The organism is Cryptosporangium minutisporangium (assembly GCF_039536245.1).
Lineage (GTDB): Bacteria > Actinomycetota > Actinomycetes > Mycobacteriales > Cryptosporangiaceae > Cryptosporangium > Cryptosporangium minutisporangium.
This window is the reverse complement of sequence record NZ_BAAAYN010000006.1, coordinates 75,025-95,053: the sequence shown is the minus strand read 5'-3', so window position 1 is coordinate 95,053 and position 20,029 is coordinate 75,025. Positions and strand designations below refer to the sequence as shown.

20 protein-coding genes are annotated in these 20,029 nt (G+C 71.6%); 7 read left to right on the top strand and 13 right to left on the bottom strand.

Going from position 1 to position 20,029, the window contains the following annotated elements; all coding sequences use genetic code 11:
• Window positions 1-189 precede the first annotated feature (189 nt).
• Window positions 190-1,032, top strand: a complete 843-nt coding sequence (locus tag ABEB28_RS05190; RefSeq protein ID WP_345726809.1) for an MEDS domain-containing protein — start codon at window positions 190-192, stop codon at window positions 1,030-1,032.
• On the opposite strand, the gene ABEB28_RS05185 is transcribed toward ABEB28_RS05190, so the two are convergent.
• Window positions 1,013-1,657 carry a dihydrofolate reductase family protein gene (locus ABEB28_RS05185; RefSeq protein WP_345726808.1) on the bottom strand — a complete coding sequence of 215 codons (645 nt, stop codon included), beginning with the start codon at window positions 1,655-1,657 and terminating at the stop codon, window positions 1,013-1,015. The genes ABEB28_RS05190 and ABEB28_RS05185 overlap by 20 nt on opposite strands.
• A gap of 191 nt (window positions 1,658-1,848) precedes the next feature.
• Here ABEB28_RS05185 and ABEB28_RS05180 point away from each other — a divergent pair, with 191 nt between their 5' ends.
• Window positions 1,849-2,358, top strand: a complete 510-nt coding sequence (locus tag ABEB28_RS05180) for a GNAT family N-acetyltransferase (RefSeq protein WP_345726807.1) — start codon at window positions 1,849-1,851, stop codon at window positions 2,356-2,358.
• 4 nt (window positions 2,359-2,362) lie between these two features.
• Here the strand turns inward: ABEB28_RS05180 and ABEB28_RS05175 are convergent, their stop codons facing one another.
• The 10 genes from ABEB28_RS05175 to ABEB28_RS05130 form a co-directional block, all read right to left on the bottom strand.
• On the bottom strand, window positions 2,363-2,911 hold the full coding sequence (locus ABEB28_RS05175; protein ID WP_345726806.1) for an SDR family NAD(P)-dependent oxidoreductase: 549 nt from the start codon (window positions 2,909-2,911) through the stop codon (window positions 2,363-2,365).
• Window positions 2,912-2,922: 11 nt separating this feature from the next.
• Window positions 2,923-3,624, bottom strand: coding sequence for a hypothetical protein (locus ABEB28_RS05170; RefSeq protein WP_345726805.1), 702 nt, complete (start codon window positions 3,622-3,624; stop codon window positions 2,923-2,925).
• A gap of 4 nt (window positions 3,625-3,628) precedes the next feature.
• Entirely contained in the window at window positions 3,629-4,351 is a 723-nt protein-coding gene (locus ABEB28_RS05165; RefSeq protein ID WP_345726804.1) for an SDR family oxidoreductase, read from the bottom strand.
• Window positions 4,348-5,835: a DHA2 family efflux MFS transporter permease subunit gene (locus ABEB28_RS05160; protein WP_345726803.1), complete on the bottom strand. Its 1,488-nt coding sequence runs from the start codon at window positions 5,833-5,835 to the stop codon at window positions 4,348-4,350. The genes ABEB28_RS05165 and ABEB28_RS05160 overlap by 4 nt, the downstream gene beginning before the upstream one ends.
• Window positions 5,832-7,172, bottom strand: coding sequence for a dihydrolipoyl dehydrogenase family protein (locus ABEB28_RS05155; RefSeq protein WP_345726802.1), 1,341 nt, complete (start codon window positions 7,170-7,172; stop codon window positions 5,832-5,834). Before ABEB28_RS05155 ends, ABEB28_RS05160 begins: the two co-directional genes overlap by 4 nt.
• Entirely contained in the window at window positions 7,169-7,357 is a 189-nt protein-coding gene (locus ABEB28_RS05150) for a bleomycin resistance protein (RefSeq protein WP_345726801.1), read from the bottom strand. Before ABEB28_RS05150 ends, ABEB28_RS05155 begins: the two co-directional genes overlap by 4 nt.
• A 4-nt stretch (window positions 7,358-7,361) precedes the next feature.
• Window positions 7,362-7,805, bottom strand: coding sequence for a VOC family protein (locus tag ABEB28_RS05145; RefSeq protein WP_345727049.1), 444 nt, complete (start codon window positions 7,803-7,805; stop codon window positions 7,362-7,364).
• A 192-nt stretch (window positions 7,806-7,997) separates the two neighbouring features.
• Window positions 7,998-8,264: a helix-turn-helix domain-containing protein gene (locus tag ABEB28_RS05140; RefSeq protein WP_345726800.1), complete on the bottom strand. Its 267-nt coding sequence runs from the start codon at window positions 8,262-8,264 to the stop codon at window positions 7,998-8,000.
• Window positions 8,265-8,290: 26 nt separating this feature from the next.
• Window positions 8,291-10,717, bottom strand: a complete 2,427-nt coding sequence (locus tag ABEB28_RS05135) for an AAA family ATPase (protein ID WP_345726799.1) — start codon at window positions 10,715-10,717, stop codon at window positions 8,291-8,293.
• Between the two features lie 127 nt (window positions 10,718-10,844).
• Window positions 10,845-11,669 (bottom strand): transporter substrate-binding domain-containing protein, encoded by an 825-nt coding sequence (locus ABEB28_RS05130; RefSeq protein WP_345726798.1) that lies wholly within the window; start codon window positions 11,667-11,669, stop codon window positions 10,845-10,847.
• 137 nt (window positions 11,670-11,806) lie between these two features.
• On the opposite strand from ABEB28_RS05130, the gene ABEB28_RS05125 reads away from it, so the two are divergent.
• Window positions 11,807-13,384: a methyl-accepting chemotaxis protein gene (locus ABEB28_RS05125; protein ID WP_345726797.1), complete on the top strand. Its 1,578-nt coding sequence runs from the start codon at window positions 11,807-11,809 to the stop codon at window positions 13,382-13,384.
• A gap of 31 nt (window positions 13,385-13,415) precedes the next feature.
• Here the strand turns inward: ABEB28_RS05125 and ABEB28_RS05120 are convergent, their stop codons facing one another.
• The gene (locus tag ABEB28_RS05120) at window positions 13,416-14,258 is read right to left on the bottom strand and encodes a mycofactocin-coupled SDR family oxidoreductase (RefSeq protein WP_345726796.1); all 843 of its coding nucleotides are present in this window, start codon (window positions 14,256-14,258) and stop codon (window positions 13,416-13,418) included.
• A gap of 119 nt (window positions 14,259-14,377) precedes the next feature.
• Here ABEB28_RS05120 and ABEB28_RS05115 point away from each other — a divergent pair, with 119 nt between their 5' ends.
• The gene (locus tag ABEB28_RS05115) at window positions 14,378-15,370 is read left to right on the top strand and encodes an ATP-binding protein (protein WP_345726795.1); all 993 of its coding nucleotides are present in this window, start codon (window positions 14,378-14,380) and stop codon (window positions 15,368-15,370) included.
• A gap of 41 nt (window positions 15,371-15,411) precedes the next feature.
• On the top strand, window positions 15,412-16,218 hold the full coding sequence (locus ABEB28_RS05110; RefSeq protein WP_345726794.1) for a class I SAM-dependent methyltransferase: 807 nt from the start codon (window positions 15,412-15,414) through the stop codon (window positions 16,216-16,218).
• Here ABEB28_RS05110 and pgfA read toward each other — a convergent pair.
• Window positions 16,215-17,225, bottom strand: a complete 1,011-nt coding sequence (gene pgfA / locus ABEB28_RS05105; RefSeq protein ID WP_345726793.1) for a cell envelope lipid trafficking protein PgfA — start codon at window positions 17,223-17,225, stop codon at window positions 16,215-16,217. The two genes, ABEB28_RS05110 and pgfA, sit on opposite strands and share 4 nt — an antisense overlap.
• 359 nt (window positions 17,226-17,584) lie before the next feature.
• Here pgfA and ABEB28_RS05100 point away from each other — a divergent pair, with 359 nt between their 5' ends.
• On the top strand, window positions 17,585-18,784 hold the full coding sequence (locus ABEB28_RS05100; RefSeq protein ID WP_345726792.1) for a cytochrome P450: 1,200 nt from the start codon (window positions 17,585-17,587) through the stop codon (window positions 18,782-18,784).
• Window positions 18,781-19,977 (top strand): PucR-like N-terminal domain-containing protein, encoded by a 1,197-nt coding sequence (locus ABEB28_RS05095; protein ID WP_345726791.1) that lies wholly within the window; start codon window positions 18,781-18,783, stop codon window positions 19,975-19,977. Before ABEB28_RS05100 ends, ABEB28_RS05095 begins: the two co-directional genes overlap by 4 nt.
• Window positions 19,978-20,029: the final 52 nt, after the last annotated feature.

The following is a 20,029-nucleotide window of genomic DNA, read 5'->3' as shown; positions in this document are numbered from 1 at the left end:
GATCCGCGGCCTTACCGACGTGTCCCGATCGACTCTGCCCGTTGGAGTGCGGCGACCGAAACGTTTCGGGACTGCTGAAGCACCGAGGGCTCGCTACGATCCGGAGGTCCCCCGCGTTCGGTCACTTCCCCCGCTGCGACGACGGGCTCGGTCGACCGCGTGCACCCATCCCTTCGGAGGGGTGAGCAAATGAGCTGGGTTTCCGCGAGCGATTCAGTCGACCTCGGCGACCACTTCTGCGTGCTGACCGCCAGCGACGAAGAACGAGCGGCGGCGATCAGCACGGTCGTCGCGGACGGCCTGGCGGGCGGACAGCTGGTGATGGTCCTGACCTCGGCCGCGCCACCGTCGACCATGGCTGACGTCTTGGCCGACCGCGTGCCCGGCGCAACCTCCGCTCTGGACCGCGGGCAGGTGCGCGTACTCCCGGCGCAGGAGATCTACCTGACCGGCGGCCAATTCGATCCTCGGGTGTGCGCGACGATGGCTGCCTGCATCGACGAGGCGCTCCGCCGCGGATACGCCGGCTTGCAGGTGGCCGCGGACATGACCTGGGTCCAGTCGAGCGAGGTCGACACCGCCGACCTGGTCGAGTACGAGACCGCAGTCAACGCGCTGGCGTTGGACGGGCACGCCTCCGGCGCCTGCCTCTACGACCAGGACGCTACCGCCACCGATCTGATGCGGGTGCTCATCCAGTCTCATCCCGCCACCACACGGCGCCTACCAGCCACGCCTCAGCTGCGGCTCCGGCGCACCCGCGAGCCCTACGGCATCACTCTCGTCGGTGAGGCCGACGTCAGCAACCGGCGTGCCGTGCAGAGCATGTTGGATACGGCCGTCGACGGGCACTCCGACCGCGGCGGTCCGCTGGTCGTCGACCTGACCGGTCTCCAGCACGCCGACGCGACGATCGGCGCCTCGCTGGTCAGTCTGGCCGAACGAGTACCCGCCGGCGTCCGTTTCGTCGGTTGCCATGGTGCCGTCGCTCTCCTCTTCGAGTACCTGGAGTTCAGGCACCCGCTCGGGTGAACGTCACGTGCGTGACCCCGCTGGGCGACGAGGTGGTCTCGACCTGGTAGTCCTTCTCGAGTCCCTCGATTCCGTCCCAGAGGCGTACACCCCTGCCGAGCAGGATCGGGACCACCACGACGTGCAGGTAGTCGATGAGCCCGGCGGCCAGGAAATCGCGGATCATGGTGGCGCCTCCGCCGATGCGGACGTCCTGGCCCTCCGCGGCCTTGCGCGCCGTCTCCAGGGCCTCGGCGGGCGACGCGTTGAGGAAGTGGTAGGTCGTGCCGCCCTCCATCTCGATCGACGGGCGGGTGTGGTGGGTGAGGATGAAGGTCGGTGTGTGGAACGGAGGGTTGGCCCCCCACCAGCCCTTCCACTCCGGGTCTTCGTGCCATCCGGGGTAGCCGTATTTCCCCGCCCCCATGATCTCGGCGCCGATTCCCACGTCGAACAACCGCGTGAAGGCGTCGTCGACGCCGCTGCTACCGCCCGGCTCGTCGGGCCCGCGCCACCACTGGGTGGCGAACATCCATTCGTGCAGCCTTTCGCCGGCGTGACCGAACGGTTCGTCGCGGCTCTGGCCTTCGCCGGTGCCGAAACCGTCGAGCGAGATGGAGAAATTGTGAACGCGGGCACGTGACACGGCAGGTGCTCCTTCAATAATCGCGGCGGCTATTTCTCATCGATGGCACAGAAACGGTCCCTACAGCCGGATCCGCTCCGTCCTGAAGCGAGGATGGCCGCCCGAGGGGCATGACGTCCAATGCCAGGTCCGGTGGTCGCCCGCCACGCATCGGTGACCGAAGCCGCGAAGCGCCGCACTACGATTCGTGGGTGAGTTCGTCGCTGACGATTCGCCCCGCCCGACCCGAGGACGCCGCGCAGATGGCGCGCGTGAACGTCCGGTCTTGGCGGGAGACCTACCGAGGGCTCATGCCGGACGCAGTCCTCGACGACCCGGGCTTCCTGGCTGCCCGGGAACGGTTCTGGACGGCCGCGCTGACCGACGAGCGCTACCGCGAGAACCGGGTGGCCGTCGCCGAGCGGGACGGCGGATTGATCGGGATCGCCATGTCGGGCCCGCCCCTGGACGCCGCGGCGACGTGGGCGAGGCAGTTGTACGTGCTCTACGTGTCCGCCGCCGATCACGGCACAGGCGCTGGGCGGGCGCTACTGGAGGCGGTCGTCGACCCGGGTGAGTCGGCGGCGTTGTGGGTGGCCGACCCGAACCCTCGGGCACAGGCGTTCTACCGCAAGCACGGCTTCGTTCCCGACGGGACGGTCCAGATCGACGACGGCGTGCGGGAGATCCGCATGGTCCGCGACACCCCGCACGGTCGGTAGCCGGTCAGCGCGGGGCTGCCGCGCGTTGGGGCCGCTCGTCGGACGGGTTCGCGCCGTTCGGTTCCCGGCTGACCAGGCGGAGCACCGCGGCGGCGACGTCGTCCGGACTCCCGCAGCCGACGACGCTCACGCGGACGTTTTGCCCGACCAGTTGCCGGCGGATCGCGTCGGAGAACGCGATGGTGGGGCCGATGTTCACCAGGTCGGCGACGCGCCGGGGCGAGTCGGCCGCCGCACGCACCACGGGCAACAGCGCGGCGTGGGTGACGTAGAGGAGGCCCTTCTCCCCGGCGTTGTTGACGACGGTGTCGAGGCGGCCGAACGAGGCGACCGTCCGTTCGACGGCGCTGACCGCCTCGTTCCGGTTCGCGACGTCGGCCTGGACGGCCAGCGCGGTACCACCGTCGGCGGCGATCGTCGCGACGAGCTCGTCGAGGCGGTCGCGTCGCCGGGCGACCAGGGCCACCGCCGCACCGAGGGAGGCCAGCCGCCGGGCGGTGGCCACCCCGATCCCGCCGCTGGCGCCGGTGACCAGCGCGACCGTGCCCTTCACCGCCGACCTCCTCAGCGGAAGGCGACGTCGTCGACGCCGATCTCGACCGAGATCGGCTCGCGGACCGGCCTGCCGTCCGAATCGGCGACGTAGACGCGTCGGCGGGTGGGGATCTGGATGCCGTCGAACCTCTGGTAGTCCGACGGGTAGTGCACGGCGGGGCCACCGCCGAGCAGGTCGATCGTGTAGTCCAGGCGGCGGAGCAGCCCGGTGTCGTCGAAGGAGAAGATCTGCTGGCGGGAGTGGGTCGCGAGGTCGTCGGGGTAGGTCACGAGCAGGCGGCGCCACCCCTCCCGGCCGGGTGCGATCTCCTCGGTGAGAAAGTCCGTGCGGGCCAGCACGAACGGTGCCGCGAGGTAGTTCCAGACCGCCTCGGCGGCGAGATAGGCCACCTGGAAATCGTCCGACGGCGAGCCGCGGCCGAACGACGCGGCCGGGTCGCGCCGCTCGGCGGTGGCGATCCCGGCCGCGGTCTCGATCGTCTGCCGGTGCGGCTCCCACGTGGCGTACCAGCCGGGGAACGGGAACGGAGCGAGGATCACCCGCTGGTTTCTGGTCTCTCCGTGCAGGACGATCGGGTCGAGGCTGCCGGCCCAGCCCTGCGACGCCCACAGCGCGCCGGTGATCGACACCTCCGCGCGGAACCAGGTGAACCGCTGCCATCGCGGCAGCCCACCGTGGGCCTCGAGGGCCAGGGCCAGCAACTCGTTCATCCGGTCACGCCCGTACGAACTGCTGGCCGCCGTCGATGTCGTAGGTCGCGCCGGTCAGCGCCGTGTTCGCCATCAGGTGGACGGCGAGCGCGGCGACGTCGGTAGGTCCGACGACCCGGCCGATCGGCAGGGCCTTGCGCAGCTGCTCACGCCGGAAGTCCAGATCGTCGCCGAGCAACCGAGCCGACAGCGGCGTGTCGACGAAACCCGCGGCGATCAGGTTGACGCGGATCGGGCTCAGTTCCAGCGCCAGGTTCGCCGTCAACGCGGGCAGCGCGGCCGTCATCGCGGCGGCCAGCGTCAGGCCCGGAGCCGGCCGTCGGGCGCCGGTGCCCCCGATGAACAGGAGCGACCCGGTCGGCCGGACTCGCCCGATCGCCGCCTGCGCCAGGTGGAGCGGCATCCACAGATGCTCGTCGACGTTGTCGCGAGCCTCGGCGAAGTCCAGATCGGCCACCGGCGCGTAGTAGGCGCCACCGGTCGTGTTGAGCACATGGTCGATCGGCTCCGGCAGGCCGTCGAAGAACTCCCGCAGGCGGTCGGGGTCCGCGGCGTCGAACGCCGCCGTGGCCACCACGCCGACGTCCGCCGCAGCCTGCGCGAGGCGATCCGGGTTCCGTCCGACCAGGACGACGTCCGCGCCCTCGGCGGGGGCCAGGCGGGCGGTCTCCAGGCCGATGCCGGAACTGCCACCGAGTAGGACGACGGTTTGGCCGACGAGTGTCATGGGGTGCTCCGTTCGGTAGTGATCGCCGGCGCACAGCCGTGGTGCGGTGCCGCCGGAACGATCCGCGGGGCCGGCGTCGACGGCGGACGATCGGTAACAAAAACCGCGGTGACCAGTGCGGCCAGCCCACATAGCCCGGCCAGGACGAACATCGCCGGCCGGTAGCCGTCGGCGAGCGCGGTCGCCAACCCGTCGCCGCTCCCTGCGCCGACCAGGAGCGGCACTCCCGCGATCGCCAGCAACCCACCCAGCCGGGACGCGGCGTCGTTCACCGCCGACGCCTCGCCGAGGTCGTCGTCGCTCACCGCGGCCAGCACCGCCGCGGTCAGTGGCGCCACCGCCAGGCCGAGCCCCAGACCCCACAGCAGCGCCGCGGGCAGGATCGCGAGCAGGTAGGACGCGCCGGGCTGCGCCCAGGACAGCCAGACCACCGACACCGCGACGGTTCCGATACCGGCGACCATCAACCACCGCGGGCCGAGCCGCGCCACCAGCTCGCCGCTGACCGGCGACACCAGCAGGAACACGACCGACGACGGGATCAGCGCCGCCCCGGCCGCGGTGGCCGAGTAACCCAACTGCAGCTGGCACTGCAGGACCAAGAGGTATCCGGCGGCGGCCAGACCACCGTAGAACAGGACCGTGGTGACGTTGGTCGCGGTGAACTGCCGGGACGCGAACAGCGACAACCGCAGCATCGGTGCTCGCAGGCGTCGTTCCACGGGCACCAACCCGCCGAGGGCGATCACTCCTAGGACGCCTGGCACCAGCACGGAGGCCGCACCCCAGCCGGCCGACGACGCCTCGGTGAGCGCGTAGATCACGCCGCCGAGCCCGAGCACCGCCAGCAGCGCCCCGAGCACGTCCGGGGAGAGCCGCTGCCGCCCGGTCGGCGTCTCCGGCACCCAGCGCAGCGCCAGCAGACCGGCGACGATCAGCGGGAGGTTGAGCAGGAACACCGACCGCCAGGACGCGTGGTCGACCAGCCAGCCGCCGGCGTAGGGGCCGACGGTCGTGCCGACCGTCGCGACCGCCGCCCACACCCCGATGCCCCGGGCCCGGTCCGGGATCCGAAGTAAGCCGTTGAGCAGCGCCAGGCTGGTCGGCACGACCAGGGCCGAGCCCGCACCCTGGATGACCCGCGCCACGATCAGCGTCTCGATCGACGGAGCCACCGCGCAGAACACCGAGGCGACCAGCATGACCAGCAGGCCGATCACCAGGATCCGGCGTCGGCCGAACCGGTCGGCCAGCGCCCCGGACAACAGCAGCAGCGCCGCGACGCTCAGCAGGTACCCGGTCAGCGTCCACTGCAGCCCGGACACGCCCGCCCCGAGGTCGCGGCCGATCGCCGGCACCGCCACGTTGACGACGTTGGCGTCCAGGAAGCTGACCATCGAGGCGAGCACCGTCGCCGCGATCAGCGCGACCCCGGTCGGGCTACGTAAGCCGACCAGTTCGTCGGGGGCGACCACCGTGCTCATGCCGGCACCGCGGTGCGGATCTCCGCATCCAGGGCGCCGAGCGCCGCGACGAAGATCTCGGAGAACGACGGGAACGGTTGGATCGTGTCGCGGAGCACGTCCAACGGGACGCGCGCCCGGATCGCCAGCGTGGCCTGCTGCAGCCACTCCCCCGCCTCCGGGCCCACCGCGTAGGCGCCGACCAGCCGCTGCCCGTCACTGAGCAGCGTCAGGAAGCCCACCGACTGGGCGTACGCCCGGGTGTAGGTCGCGGTCTTCGCCACGTCCGCGAGCCGGGCCGTCCCGGCGAACGGCGCCTCGACGTCCCCGACCGCGGCGGCCTCCGGATCGGTGAACACGACCCGGGGCACCGCCGTGTAGTCGGCCTCTCGCGGTTCGCCGAGAATGTTCGCCGCCACCACGTCGCCCTGGTATTTGCCGACGTGGGTGAGCATCCACAGGCCGGTCGCGTCGCCGACGACCCAGAGCCGGTCGGCCGCGCGCAAGCGCGCGTCGACCGGTACACCGTGGCCGTCCGCGGTGATCCCGACCGTCTCCAGACCGAGACCGTCGACGCGAGGGCGACGGCCGGTGGCGATCAGCAGCCGCTCGCCTCGCACCTCGCGCCCGTCGCCGAGGGTGAGGACGTAGTCGTCGTCCTCGCGGCGGGCCGCGGTCGCGGTGGCGTCCAGCACCAGCTCGACGCCGTCCCGCCGTAGCACCTCCGCGAGCGCCGCACCCAGCGGCGCCGGTTCCCGGGAGAGCAGACGCCCGTTCGCGACCAGCACCACCTCCCCACCGAGCCGGCGCACGGCCTGCGCCATCTCGACGCCGACCGGACCGCCGCCCAGCACGACCAGCCGTCGGGGGACCTCGGTCATGCCGGTGGCCTCGCGGTTGGTCCAGACGCCCGGCAAGCCGGCCAGGCCGGGGATCGGCGGCACGATCGGGTCCGCGCCGGTGGCGAGCACAACGTCCCGCGCGGTGTAGCGCACGCCGCCCACCTCGACGGCGCCCGGCCCGGCCAACCGGCCGGTGCCGCGTAGCAGATCGATGCCCTTGCCGGCCAGCCAGCGTTCCTGGCCGGCGTCGGAGTAGTTGGACACCATGAAGTCGCGCCAGGCCAGCGCGGCCTCGACGTCGACCTCGGCGGTGCTCGCCGCGTCCCGGGCGGCCTGCGTGGCCTCCCCCGGGCGCAGCAGCGTCTTCGACGGGATGCACGCGTAGTACGAGCACTCCCCGCCGACCAGTTCGCGCTCCACCAGGGCCACCCGCAGGCCCCCGTCGGCCAGCGCGCCGGCGGTGTGCTCGCCGGGCGAACCACCGCCGACCACGATGACGTCGTAATCGAGGGTCATCGGAGTACGACTTCCATGTGCAGACCGGCGTCGGCGACCGCCTCGTCGACGGTCCGCCCGTCGGCGCGGGCGACGATGTACGGCGCGTACCAGTCCCACCAGTGGTGCGTCGGCGCGACCGCTTCGTACGCGCCGTGGTGTTCTTCGGCCTCCTTCAGCAGGGCGGCCAGAGTACTGGCGTCCACCGGGTCACCGGCCGGGCAGGCGAGTCGTGATCTCCTGCAGCACCCACTCGTTGCCGTCCGGGTCGGCGAACGACGCGAACGAGGCGTAGCTGCCGCGCTTCGGGTCCGGACCCGGCACCCGGCCCTCGGTGCCGGCGTGGTGGAAGACACCCCCGGCGTCGTGGAACACCTCGCTGATGCCGACGCCGAGCCCGGACAGCTCGGCGTGGGCGGCCTCGATGTCGTCGACGGCAAGGTGCAGGCCCTGGACCGAGCCGGGCGTCGCGGTGGTGAGGCCGGTGCCGAAGATGACCGACGCCGGGGAGCCGGGCGGCGTCACTTGGATCACGCGGAAGTGCTCGTCGGTGGTGAAGTCGGCGTCCAGGCGCCAGCCCAGACCGGTGTAGAAGTCTTTGGCCTTGTCGACGTCGGAGACGGGGATGACGACGACTTCGAGTTTCAGGTCCACGGCCACGGTCAGCTCCTCGTGGGATCGTTGCCGGCACCCGATCGGCGCCGGCCCGTCCACTGTCGCTCCGTCGGTGCCGTCTCCGACCCAGGGAAAGTCACTGGTCTACCCGGGGGTGTCCCTGGCGCCGGCGCTGGGCCGTGTGCACTTCGGCGGGCCATAGGCGGCCACAGTGCACACTGCCCCGGGCGGCTAGAGGGTCGGCGCGCTCCGGAGCTGGCGGCGGGACGTGATGCCGAGCTTTCCGAACACCTTTCGCAGGTGCCACTCGACCGTTCGAGGGCTGAGGAACAACTGCGCGCCGATCTCCGGGTTCGACAGGCCGTCGCGGGCCATCCGTGCGATCTGCGCCTCCTGGGCGGTCAGGTCGGTCCGCGCCTCCGGGGTACGGGTCCGCACCGGCGTCCCCAGCGCGTGCAGCTCCCGGCGGGCCCGTTCGGCGAATCCCCCGAGGCCCATCGCGGCGGCGGTCTCGTGCGCGATCGTCAGCTCGCGCCGAGCGTCGCTCCGGCGGCTCTGCCTGCGCAGCCACTCCCCATACAGCAGATGGGCGCGAGCCGCGTCGGCGCGGGCACGGGACCGGCCCAGCTGGTCGATCGCCCCCGGTAGTCCTCCTCGCTCCCGGTCACCAGGGCGCGGCACCGGGCTTCCAGGCCGCGTGCCCATCGGCTGCCGCTGGCGGTGGTGCGCTCGGTCAGCCGCTCCAGGGCGTCGGCGGCGACGTCGGCCCGTCCGGTCCGGGCAGCCGCTTCGATCAGCTCGGGAAGGCCCCAGCACTGGGTCGCGAACTCGCTGGGATCCTCGGTGGCCCGGGCCGCCGCGGTGAACGCCGCCTCGTACTCCCCGAGACCGTTGCGGAGCAGGGCGTGCCAGCACTCGGTGAGAGCGACGCCGGTGCCCTCGTCGCTGGCGGTGGCGACGCGCCGCGCAATGCCGAGAAGCTCCCGTGCGTCGCGGTCCCGGCCCTGCCACGCGGCGACGCACAGCGCGCCGTACGGTGCCGGACCACCGGAGCCCGTCGCCTCGACCACCGAATGCTCCTCCGCGACCAGCGCGGCGGCGGCGGACAGATCACCGCAGTACCCGAGGAAATGGACGCGGCTGCCGAGCATGAACGGCAGCTCGCCGAGCGCACCGGTCTCCCGGGCGAGCCGGATGTGCCGCTCGGACACGGCGTCCCAGCTCTCGTCGTCCCACAGCGCGATCGCGAGGATCGTGCTCTCCCACAGGTGACGGAGCTTCGGTTCGGGATCACTACGAAGTGCGGCCAGCGCGTCGCGGCAGGTCCCGACCGCGTCCTCGCGCTCCTCGACCAGCGCGCAGAACGCGTCCAGGAGGAGATCACCGCTCGACGGCCCGCCGGACGGGCGCGGCGCCGCCCGCACCGCCTTCGCGACCTCCGCCGGTCCGACGCCGTCGTTGAGGCGTGATCCGATCACCGCCGCGACCAGCGCGTCCAGGTACGTGGCGCGGGCCATCTCCAGGTCGAGCGGCTCCAGCCGACGCGCCGCGGTGAGGAGCAGCGGGATTGCCTCCTTGCCGCGGCTGGACGCGAACGCCAGCTGCGACCGCAGCAGGTCGATTCGTGCCTCGTGCCAGGCGTCGACCGGCACCACCGTGCACACGGGCAGGAGCGCGCGGGCGGCGTCGAACGCGCCGGCGTCGACCGCGGCGAACGCCGCGTCCAGCGCGCGACGGGCCCGCGTCGACCGGTCCGGCGTCAGCTCGGTGGCCCGGGTCAGGAACGCGGCCGCGGCCGCCGATCCGCCGCGCGACCGCGCACGGCTCGCCGACTGCTGCAGCTCCGCGGCGACTTCCTCGTCCGGTCCGGGGGCGGCCCGCGCCCGGTGCCAGGCTCGTCGGTCCGGATCGGTCCCGACGTCGGTGGCGTCCGCCAGTGCCCGGTGCGCACGCTGACGCTCGGCGGCCGACGCGATCTGGTAGGCGGCGGACCGCACCAGCGGATGCGCGAACCGGACCCGCGCCCCGACCTGCAACAGCCCGGCGTCGACGGCGGGCGCGGTCGCGGCCAGGTCGACGCCGAGCGTGTGCGCGGCGTCGTGCAGCAGACCGGGGTCACCGAGCGGTTCCGCCGCGGCGACCAGCACGAGCAGCTGGGTCTCGGGGGGCAACTCGCGCAGGCGCCGCGCGTAGCTGTCCTGGATCCGGCCGATCAGCGGCGCGCCGTCCGGCACGCCGAACCCGCCGGCCAGGTCGGCCGTGCGCCAGGTCCGGGGCAGTTCGAGCAGCGCCAGCGGGTTCCCGCGGGCTTCCGCCACGATCCGGTCACGCACCGCGGTATCCAGCACCCCCGGCAGGCTCAGTCCGAGCAGCGCGTGGGCGTCGGCGTCGGCGAGCCCGCCGACGGTCAGGTCGGGCAGCCCCGGCAGGACGTCGGTGCCGGTGCGAGCCGCACAGACCAGCGCGAGCCGCTCGGCGAGCACCCGGCGCGCCACGAACGCGAGGATCTGCGCGCTGGCCTGGTCCAGCCACTGCGCGTCGTCGACCAGGCACAGCAACGGTTGCTGGTCAGCGGCGTCGGCGAGCAGCGAGAGCGTCGCCAACCCCACCAGGAAGCGGTCCGGCGGCGGGCCGTCGCTCAGGCCGAACACGGTCGCGAGCGCGGTACGCTGCGGGGCCGGTAACCGGTCGAGGGCACCCAGTAGCGGCGCGCAGAGCTGATGCAGGCCGCTGTAGGCGAGCTCCATCTCGGACTCGACGCCGACCGAGGTCAGCACGCACCAGTCCGGGGTGCGGTCGACCAGGTGGCGCAGCAGGGCGGTCTTGCCGACGCCGGCCTCCCCGCGCAGCACCACGACGCGGCTCACGCCGCCACTCGCGTCGTTCAGTAGCCGGTCGAGCGATTCGCGCTCGCTCGTCCGATCGATCAGACCGCTCCCGGTGCCCGCCATCGCCCGCGCCCCCGCACGCTCGACTCAGCCATGTGGTCGATCGTTACCTTGGCATGAGGGCGATGCGTCGTACAGGCCTCCGAGTGCAGGCTCGTGCCGCGCTAGGCCGGATGTCCGGAACAGTCCGTCATGCACCGCCGTTGATCGCGCCGGTGCGCAGTGCGCCCTCGGTAACGGCCCACTTCTTCAGCAGCTCGTCGTAGGTACCGTCCTTGATCACCGCGTACAGCGCCGTCTGGAACGCCGTGGTCAGCGTCTTCCGATCCTTGGCGACGCCGATGCCGTACGGGATCGCCTCGATCTGCGGCCCCGACAGCTCCAGCGCCGGCATCTTCTTCACGTCGAGCGCCGCGATCGGGAAGTCGTTCAGGGCACCGTCCGCCCGGCCGTCGCGGACCGCCGCGGAGGGCGTGTCGGAGAGCACGACGGTCAGCGTCCGAGCGCCGCACGCCTTCTTCTGCTGGCTGGCCATGTCGACGAAGACGGTGTCCGGCTGCACCGCCACGCGGCGGCCGCACAGACCCGGCATGCCGCCGACGTCCCCGACGCCCTTCCGCACGACGATGGAGGTTCCAGCGTTCAGGTAGTCGACGAAGTCCGCCTTCTTCTGCCGCTCCGCACGGTCGAACATCGAGGAGATCGAGAAGTCGATCTGGTGGCCCTCCACCTGGTTCAGCAGCTCCCCGAAGGACACGGTCTGCCACTTCACCCGCAGCCCGAGCTCGGCCGCGATGGCCTCGGCGATGTCCACGTCCAGGCCGGTGTGCACGCCCCCCTTGAGGAACGTCATCGGTTCGAACGTCGGATCGGTCCCGCCGACGAGCTGCCCGGAGTCGCGGATCGCGGTCGGCAGCGCCTCCTTGGCCTCCGCGATCCGGTCGATCGGCCGACCCATCGACTGCGAGGCGGAGGAGCACGCGCTGGTGACGGCGAGCAGAAGGGCGGCCAGCACTCTGACGCTCCTGCCCGTCAGCCCACGACCCTCGGTCGGACGCATATCCGCTTCATCGGCACGGACCGCACCGACCTGAGCGCTCAACTCCGGTCCCGGCCGGCCGATACGGAGTTGAGACAGCCGAGGGGGCCTTCGTGCGGTTCACACTTCGACGCCAGGTCGCCGGCCTTGCGGTGGTCGGCTTCGTGCTGGTGACGACCGCCGGCGGCATCGGATACCGAGGTGTCTCCCAGCTCGCGGACGAACAGGCGGCGGCCCGGCGTGCGGCCACCGCGGACCGTGCGGCGCAGACGGTCGACGTCGCGCGCGCGTCCTACCGTGCGAACGTCCTGGCCGCTCTGGTGACCAACAACCCCACCGAACGTCAAGAAGTGCTCGACCGTCTCGGCGTGAACGTCGCCAGCGCCAGGGCGGGCATCGACGACGTCATCCGGTACACGCCCGAGGTGCGGCCCCAGGCCGACGCGGCGCTGGCCCGCTTCGACGAGCTGATCGCGTCCGGGCAGCGCATGGTCACCCTCGCGAGCCGGGTCGCCTCCGACCCCAGTCGCCGGGCGGCGCTGGCCGCCCGACCCGCCTACGAGCAGGTCGACACGCAGGTCTCCACGGCCCTCGACACGCTGGAAGCCGCAATCGGGGAGCGGGTGAAACAATCCTCCGACCAGGCCGCGACCGCCGCGACCCAGGTGAAGCTACTCACGCTGATCACCGGCCTCGTCGCCGCGCTGGTGCTGGGTGGTGCCGCGCTGCTGCTCGCCCGCCGGATCGCCCAGCGCATGGACCGGTGCCTCGGCACCGCCAGGCAGGTCGCGGCCCATGATCTGCGCAGCACCGTGGCGATCGACGGCAGCGACGAGTTCGCCGAGCTGGGAGCCAGCCTGAACGCGATCGTCGGATCGCTGCGGGGCGCCCTGTCGGAGATCAAGGAGAACGCGGAGTCGGTGGCGGCCGCCTCCGAAGAGCTGACCGCGACCAGCCGCCAGCTGTCCGAAGGCGCCGGCGCCGTGCTGGCCGAGGCGCTGGAAGCCGACCAGAACATCGACCGCGTCACCACCAGCATGGCGGAGACGACCGAAGCCGCGGACGGCCTGCAAGCCTCGATCAGCGAGATCACCACGGCGGTCACCGAGGCGGCCGCAGTCGCCGCGGAGGCGGTCCGCCTCGCCGCCGCCACGCACGACACGATCGGGCGGCTCGGCACGTCCAGCACCGACGTGTCCACGGTCGTCAGCCTGATCACCGACATCGCCGAGCAGACCAACCTGCTCGCGCTGAACGCCACGATCGAGGCGGCCCGCGCCGGTGAGCAGGGGAAGGGGTTCGCGGTCGTCGCCGGGGAGGTGAAGGAGCTTTCCCGGGAGACCGCCACGGCCACCGAGGACATCGGTTCGAAGGTCTCGGCGATGCAGGCGGACACCTCCCGCGCGTCCGAGGCGATCGGCCGGATCAGCGATGTGATCGGCCGCATCGACGAGCTCCAGCAGCAGGTGGCTCGCGCGGTCGACACCCAGACCACCGCGACCCGGCAGATCGCCGACAGCGTCGGGGTAGCCGGGAACTCGTCCGCCGGCGTGGCCGGTTCGGTTGCCCGGCTGACGCAGACCAGCCATCTGACGCACGAAGCCGCCACGCAGACGGAGGCGGCGGCGGTCGAGCTCGCTCGCCTCTCCCACGGACTCCGGGAACTGTCGGACCGGTTCGAGCACCAGTAGACCGGGGGGCGGCGCGGTCCGGGAGGTCGCGTCAGAACTTGGCGACCGCTCCGGCGTCGACCGGGAGCGCGACGCCCGTGATGTACCGGGCCTCGTCGGAGGCGAGGAACAGCACCGCGTTGCTGATGTCACGCGCCTCGACGAACGGCACCGGCAACAGGTGGTAGTGCCCGATCACGGTGCCGACGTCGGCGAGCGTCGGCTCGGCCAGGTCCGGACGCATCGACCGAATGAAGTGCTCGTTCTCCACCATCGGGGTCCGGACGTTACCCGGGTGGATGGAGTTGACCCGGATCGACCGTGGTGCCAGCTCGTTCGCGAGCGCGTGCATCAAGCCGACCAGCCCGTGCTTGGCCGAGGCGTAGTGGGCCATGTAGCCACCGCCGCGCAGACCGAGCATCGAGCTGGTGAGGACGATCGCCCCGCCGTCGGCCAGGTGCGGAATGGCAGCCTTCGCGGTGTGCCAGACGCCGGTGAGGTTGATGTCGAGCATCGTGGCCCAGGTGTGCTCGGCCAGCGCCTCGGTGGGCGTGCCGTCGCCGGCGATGCCGGCGTTGCCCACGACGATGTCCAGCCGCCCGAGTTCGGCGACCCCGCGCTCCAGCGCCGCCCGCAGTCCCTCGAGATCCCGGACGTCGGCCTTGGCGGCGACGATCCGCCGGTCCAGCTTCTCGACCTGGGCGACGGTCTCGGCGAGATCCGCCTCCGTCGCGCCCGGGTAGCCGACGGTGTCGACGTCGCCGCAGAGGTCGACGGCGATGATGTCCGCGCCCTCCTCGGCCAGCCGTAACGCGTGAGCGCGCCCCTGCCCCCGGGCGGCGCCGGTGATGAACGCGACCTTGCCGGCCACCCGCCCCGTGCTGCTGTTCGTCATCGAAGTCCTCTCGACACACACCACCTACCACGACACGAGCGGATCACGATGAGTAACCTGGTTGTGGTAGTCGTTTTCAACAGTGGTCCGGTTCGGCCAAGTATCAAGGGAGCCTAGTGGTGAAGATTGCGTTCGTGGGCAAGGGCGGAAGCGGCAAGACCACGCTCAGTTCACTCTTCATCCGGTCGCTCACCGCGCAGCGGCTTCCCGTGCTGGCGTTCGACGCGGATATCAACCAGCACCTCGGCGCGGCACTCGGGCTCCCGGACGACGTTGCCGCGGGCCTGCCCCCGCTGGGCAACAACCTGGCGGCGCTCAAGGACTACCTCCGCGGCGACAACCCGCTCATCACCTCGGCGGAGGCGATGATCAAGACGACGCCACCCGGCCGCGGTTCCCGCCTGCTGCGGGTGTCGGACGACGAGCCGCTGTGGGAGCGCTACGGCTACCCGGTGGACGGTGCCCGGCTGCTCGTCACCGGGCCTTTCACCGAGGACGACCTCGGCGTCGCCTGCTACCACAGCAAGGTGGGCGCGGTGGAGCTCCTGCTCAATCACCTGGTCGACGGACCAGGCGAGTACGTGGTGGTCGACATGACCGCAGGCGCGGACGCGTTCGCGTCGGGCCTGTTCACCCGCTTCGACCGCACGGTGCTCGTGGTGGAGCCCACGCGCAAGAGCGTCGGCGTCTACCACCAGTACCGGAGTTACGCCGCCGAGCACCAGGTGGCCATCTCCGTGGTGGGCAACAAGGTCGTCGACGACAGCGACGCCAGCTTCCTGCGTGACCAGATCGGTTCCGACCTACTCGGGCACGTCGGGCTCTCCCCCGCGATCCGCGCCGCCGAGCGGGGGCAGCCGCTGGTGTTCAGCGCTCTGCCCGAGACCGATCACCGGGCACTCGCCGATATTCAGGCGGCCCTCGACGCGACGCCCCGGGACTGGCAGCGCTACACGCGCCAGGCCGTCGAGTTCCATCTCCGCAACGCCGCGGCCTGGGGCAACGAGGCGGCCGGCCTGGAATTGGCCGCGCAGGTCGACCCGGACTTCGTGCTCGGCCCCGCCGCGCTGAACGACCCAGCGCCTACCGCCCTGAGCACCGCCTCGCGGTGAATCGTGTATGACTGGCCCCTCGACCGAACGGCGGTAACACCTTGACCGACCTCCGGCAGGACGATCTCCGGCGCGGGTTCGACGCGGCTGCGGCGGACTTCACCGCGCTCGGCTCCTACTTATGGGACCCCATCGGCGCGGCCATGGTCGCGATCGCCGCGCCGGCCGAGGGCGCGCGGGTCCTCGACGCGTGTTGCGGTACCGGGGCCTCCGCCCTGCCCGCCGCACGGAGAGTCGGGCCACACGGCGCCGTCGACGCGGTCGACGTGTCCGGGCCCTTGATCGACGAGTTGCGGAGACGGTCGACCGGACTCCCGCAGCTCCGCGGCCACCGCGCCGACGTGACGACCTGGACGGGCGCCGACTACGACGTCGTGCAGTGCGCCCTCGGCATCTTCTTCTTCCCGGACATGACCGCCGGCACCGAGCACCTGATCAGCCGCGCACGCCCCGGCGGCCGAGTGGCCCTCACGATCTGGCGAGGCGACGCGATGGCGGCCGCCGGACATCATCTCGGCCGTGCCGTCGCCGAGGCGACGAACACCCCGGCCCTCGGCCAGCGCCCACCCAGCCTCATCGACCGGATCAACCAGGCCGACAGCTACGCGGCCTGGCTCGCCGAGCGTGGCCTCACCGACGTCGACGTGACGGTCGAGGAAAGGCACCTGACGATGAGCCCCGAGGTGGCGTGGCTGGTGATCCTCGGGTCGGGCTACCGCGCCGCGCTGGTGAAGCTCTCTCCCGACGTCGTGGAGGGCGTCCGCGAGCGGTACCTGGCCTCGCTGCGCGCCGACGGGGTGACCGAACTCGACGCCACCACCCTGATCGGCAGCGGCCATCGGCCCTAGGCCGTTGCGCGCTCCCCGGCGGCGCCGCGTCGGCTGCGTCGAGTGAGGACGAGGCCGGCCGCGATCAGGAGCAGTCCGAGCGGTACCAGGACCAGCGTCGCCTGAATCCGGATCAACGGAAGGAGAATCGAGCCCTGCCGGTCGGCACTCAAGCGGTCAGCGGAGGGTGGCGGGGTCTCCAGCTGCGCCGCGAAGGCGGTCAGCGTCCGACCGGCGTGAACGTACTGCTGCGTCACCTGATCCTCGAGCCGGACGACGTCGCCGGTCCGCGGCTCGATCCAGTACGTCTGGACATCCGCGTACTGGGCGTCGGCCGTCACCGACGGGGCCGTGCTGCCGAAGAGGGCACCGGGTAGGTCCATCGTGCCGACCTTCTGGAGGGGTACGACACTGCGGAACCGGTACGTGCGGAGGCCGTGCTGGGTCTCCTCGCCCACGTACTCCGCGGTCTTGGCGCGCCGAAGGTTGACGTCCCACAGCCGGTAGGAGCGTTTCTGCACGTCGAAGGGCCAGGCGAGGTATCCGTCGTGGGTGAGGAGTTCGCCACTGGGGTCTTCGAGGGCGGTCACGATCCGGTCGCCGCAGCAGTTGGTGGGCCGGCTCGTGTGCCGATTCAGCGAGATGCGCTCGAACCGCGCAGTGACCATGCCTCGGCCGTCCACGTTGAACCGCGTCGCGATCTGCCAGACGACGCTGTTGCCGGACCGGCCGGACGGCGCCCCGGAGATGAAGTTCTCGACGGTCACGTCCACGTCTTGGAGCACTCGGGCCCCGGCGGGCGCGCTCGCGTCCGGGACGAGCACCGTCGCATCGGAGGCGGTGAGCGTCTGCCCCTGCTGTGGGTCGTCGGGAAGTACCGCCAGCCGCGGGTAGACCAGCAGCGGCAGCAGCACCGCAGCGGTGAGCGCGAAACAGCCGGCGGCGAGGCACAGATGGCGCCCGATGCCGCGACGCCGATGCCGTCGCGGAGCCGGGGTTCTCGCCGCCGGTTCGGCGTCGTCGGCCACCGGGAGTTGCCTGGTCCGATGGGACGCGGAAGTGGATTTTGCTGCAGCAGACATGTCGAACCGTCCGATCGCCGTCGATCTGCCCTCACCGGGCTGGTTCTGCGGATTGGGGGTTCGTGGAGCTGATCGCTCGCCTCAGCGGCCTGTCGGCGCCACGAGTGAGACCACAGCGTGCTGCAGCCCGTGCGACTCGTCAATAGTTAACGAACTATCTATAGAAAACCCGGGTTGTCCGGGATTGGTCTATTGCGGGCCCCCCGAGCGCGTGCCAGGATGTCGGACACCTGTAGGAGAAATCCCGGGTTCGGGCGCTCCTCGGAGGCCCCAGTGATGACACCCGCGCTCACCGAGGAGTGGTCATGACCGCGAGCACCACCGGCACCAACCAGGTCCACTTCGACCCGTACGACCACGAGATCGTCGCCGACCCGTATCCGGTCTTCGCGCGACTGCGCAACGAAGCGCCGCTCTACCGCAACGACACGCACGACTTCTTCGCGCTCAGCCGGTACGACGACGTGTCGGCGGTCCTGCAGGACCACACGACCTACAGCAGCGCGAAGGGCGACATCCTGGAGCTCATCCAGGCCGATATCGAGTACCCGCCCGGCGTGCTCATCTTCGAGGACCCCCCGATCCACCCGATCCACCGCCGGATCCTGTCCCGGATCTTCACCCCGAAGCGGATCGCCGCGCTCGAACCGGAGATTCGAGACTTCTGCGTGCGCGCGCTCGACCCGCTGGTCGGCTCCGGCGGTTTCGACGTCATCGCCGACCTCGGGGCCCAAGTGCCGATGCGCGCGATCGGCATGTTGCTCGGCATTCCGGAGTCCGAGCAGGAGGCGGTGCGCGACGCGGTCGACGAGTCGCTGCGCACCGAGCCGGGAAAGCCGATGAGCCAGGACCAATTGCTGGTGGACGGTGAGGCGTTCACGCAGTACGTCGACTGGCGGGCCGACCACCTGTCCGACGACATCATCAGCCAGCTCCTGCAAGCCGAGATCGAGGACGAGACCGGCACCGTCCGGCGGCTCGCCCGGCAGGAGATCGTCACCTACGTCACCGTGCTCGCCGGCGCCGGCAACGAGACGACCGGACGCTTGATCGGCTGGGCGACGAAGCTCCTCGCCGAGCACCCCGAACAACGACGCGAGCTGGTCGCCGACCACTCGCTCATCCCGGGCGCGATCGAGGAGATCCTGCGGCTGGAACCGCCGGGCCCGTTCTTCTGCCGCTACGTCACCCGCGACGTCGAGTGGTACGGCACCACGGTTCCGCGCGGCAGCGTCCTGATGGCGATCCTGGCGGCAGCCAACCGCGACGAGCGGCGTTACGAGAACCCGGATACGTTCGACATCCGGCGCAAGGTCGCGCACCTCTCGTTCGGCGGTGGCATCCACTTCTGCCTGGGCAACGCACTGGCCCGGCTGGAGGGGCGGGTCGTCCTCGAGGAGATGTTGAAGCGGTTCCCGACCTGGGACGTGGATCTGTCGGCAGCCAGAATGTCTCCCACGTCGACCGTGCGCGGCTGGGAGACACTGCCGATCCGCCTGCCGTGACACCCAGAGTCCCCGACGTACTCACCTCGTCGATGCGCGACGACTTACCCGCGCTGGCCGACGCGATCGCCTGGGGGATCGAAACCACCGTCCCGGGCTACGCGTCGGGGGCGGACACCTGGCAGCGGGACGAGCTCCGGCGCGTCGTGATGCACACGCTCGGGGACTTTCTCGGGCACCTCGCCGATCCGGCGCACGCCTGCGACGTCATCGAGGCGTCGCGGCGAGTCGGGCGGGGCGAACAGCGGATCGGCCGGAGCGCCGACGCCATGCACGCGGCTTACTGGATCGGCGCCCGGCTGTCCTGGCGCCGCTGGACCGACCTCGGGCAGACCCTCGGAACTCCGCTGCCCGCGGTCTACTGGCTGGGCGACGCCGTCCTGGCACACGCCTGCGAGGTCGCCCATTGGGCCGCCGACGGCTACGCCTCCGCGCAGGCGCTCGCCGGCGAGCCGCTGGTGCGCGCCCGCAATCGTCTGTTGTACCTGCTGTTCAGCGTGTCGGACGCCCCGTCCGACGCGCTGGCCGATGCAGCGCGGGCAGCACGCTGGCCGATTCCGGAGACCGCGGCGGGCGTCGCGTTCGACCGCCGCGGTGCCCCGTCCGACGAACCGGTCGTACCGCCGGACGTCCTGAGTGGTCCGACCGACGACGCCTTCCTGGTGGTGCCGGGCGCCCACGCCGCCGAACGCGCCGCGGACGCCGGAGGGTGGGTACCACCCTCGTGGCTGGTGATCGCCGGTCCGGCCGTACCGGTGGCGAACCTGCGCTCGTCGTTGCGGGTGGCGCGGAACTGCCTGGAGCTGGTCCGTCGCGGCATACTGCCTCCGCCGCCGCCCGGCACCGCCGTTCGTTCGACCGACCACCTCGACGCCGTGCTGCTCCTCCGCGACGAGGCGGTGCTCGGTCCGCTCGTCGATCGGCACCTGCGTCCGTTGGCCCGCCTCACCGCGAAGCAGCAGGACCGGATGGTCGACACCGTGCTCGTCTGGCTGAACTGCGGCGGACGGGTCGCGTCGGCAGCAGCCCGGCTCGGCGTCCACCCGCAGACCGTGCACCACCGCATTCGCCAGGCTCGCGCGGTCCTGGGCGAGGAAGCGCTGCGCGACCCGGCGCACCGCCTGGAGCTGGAGATGGCGCTCCGGGTCCGGCAACTCCTGCGGCGGCGCAAGCCGACGCTTCGCGACGGGTGACCGCGCACCAACGAGATTCGCGGGTGGTTTTTTGTCTCGTTTCATCTCCCTA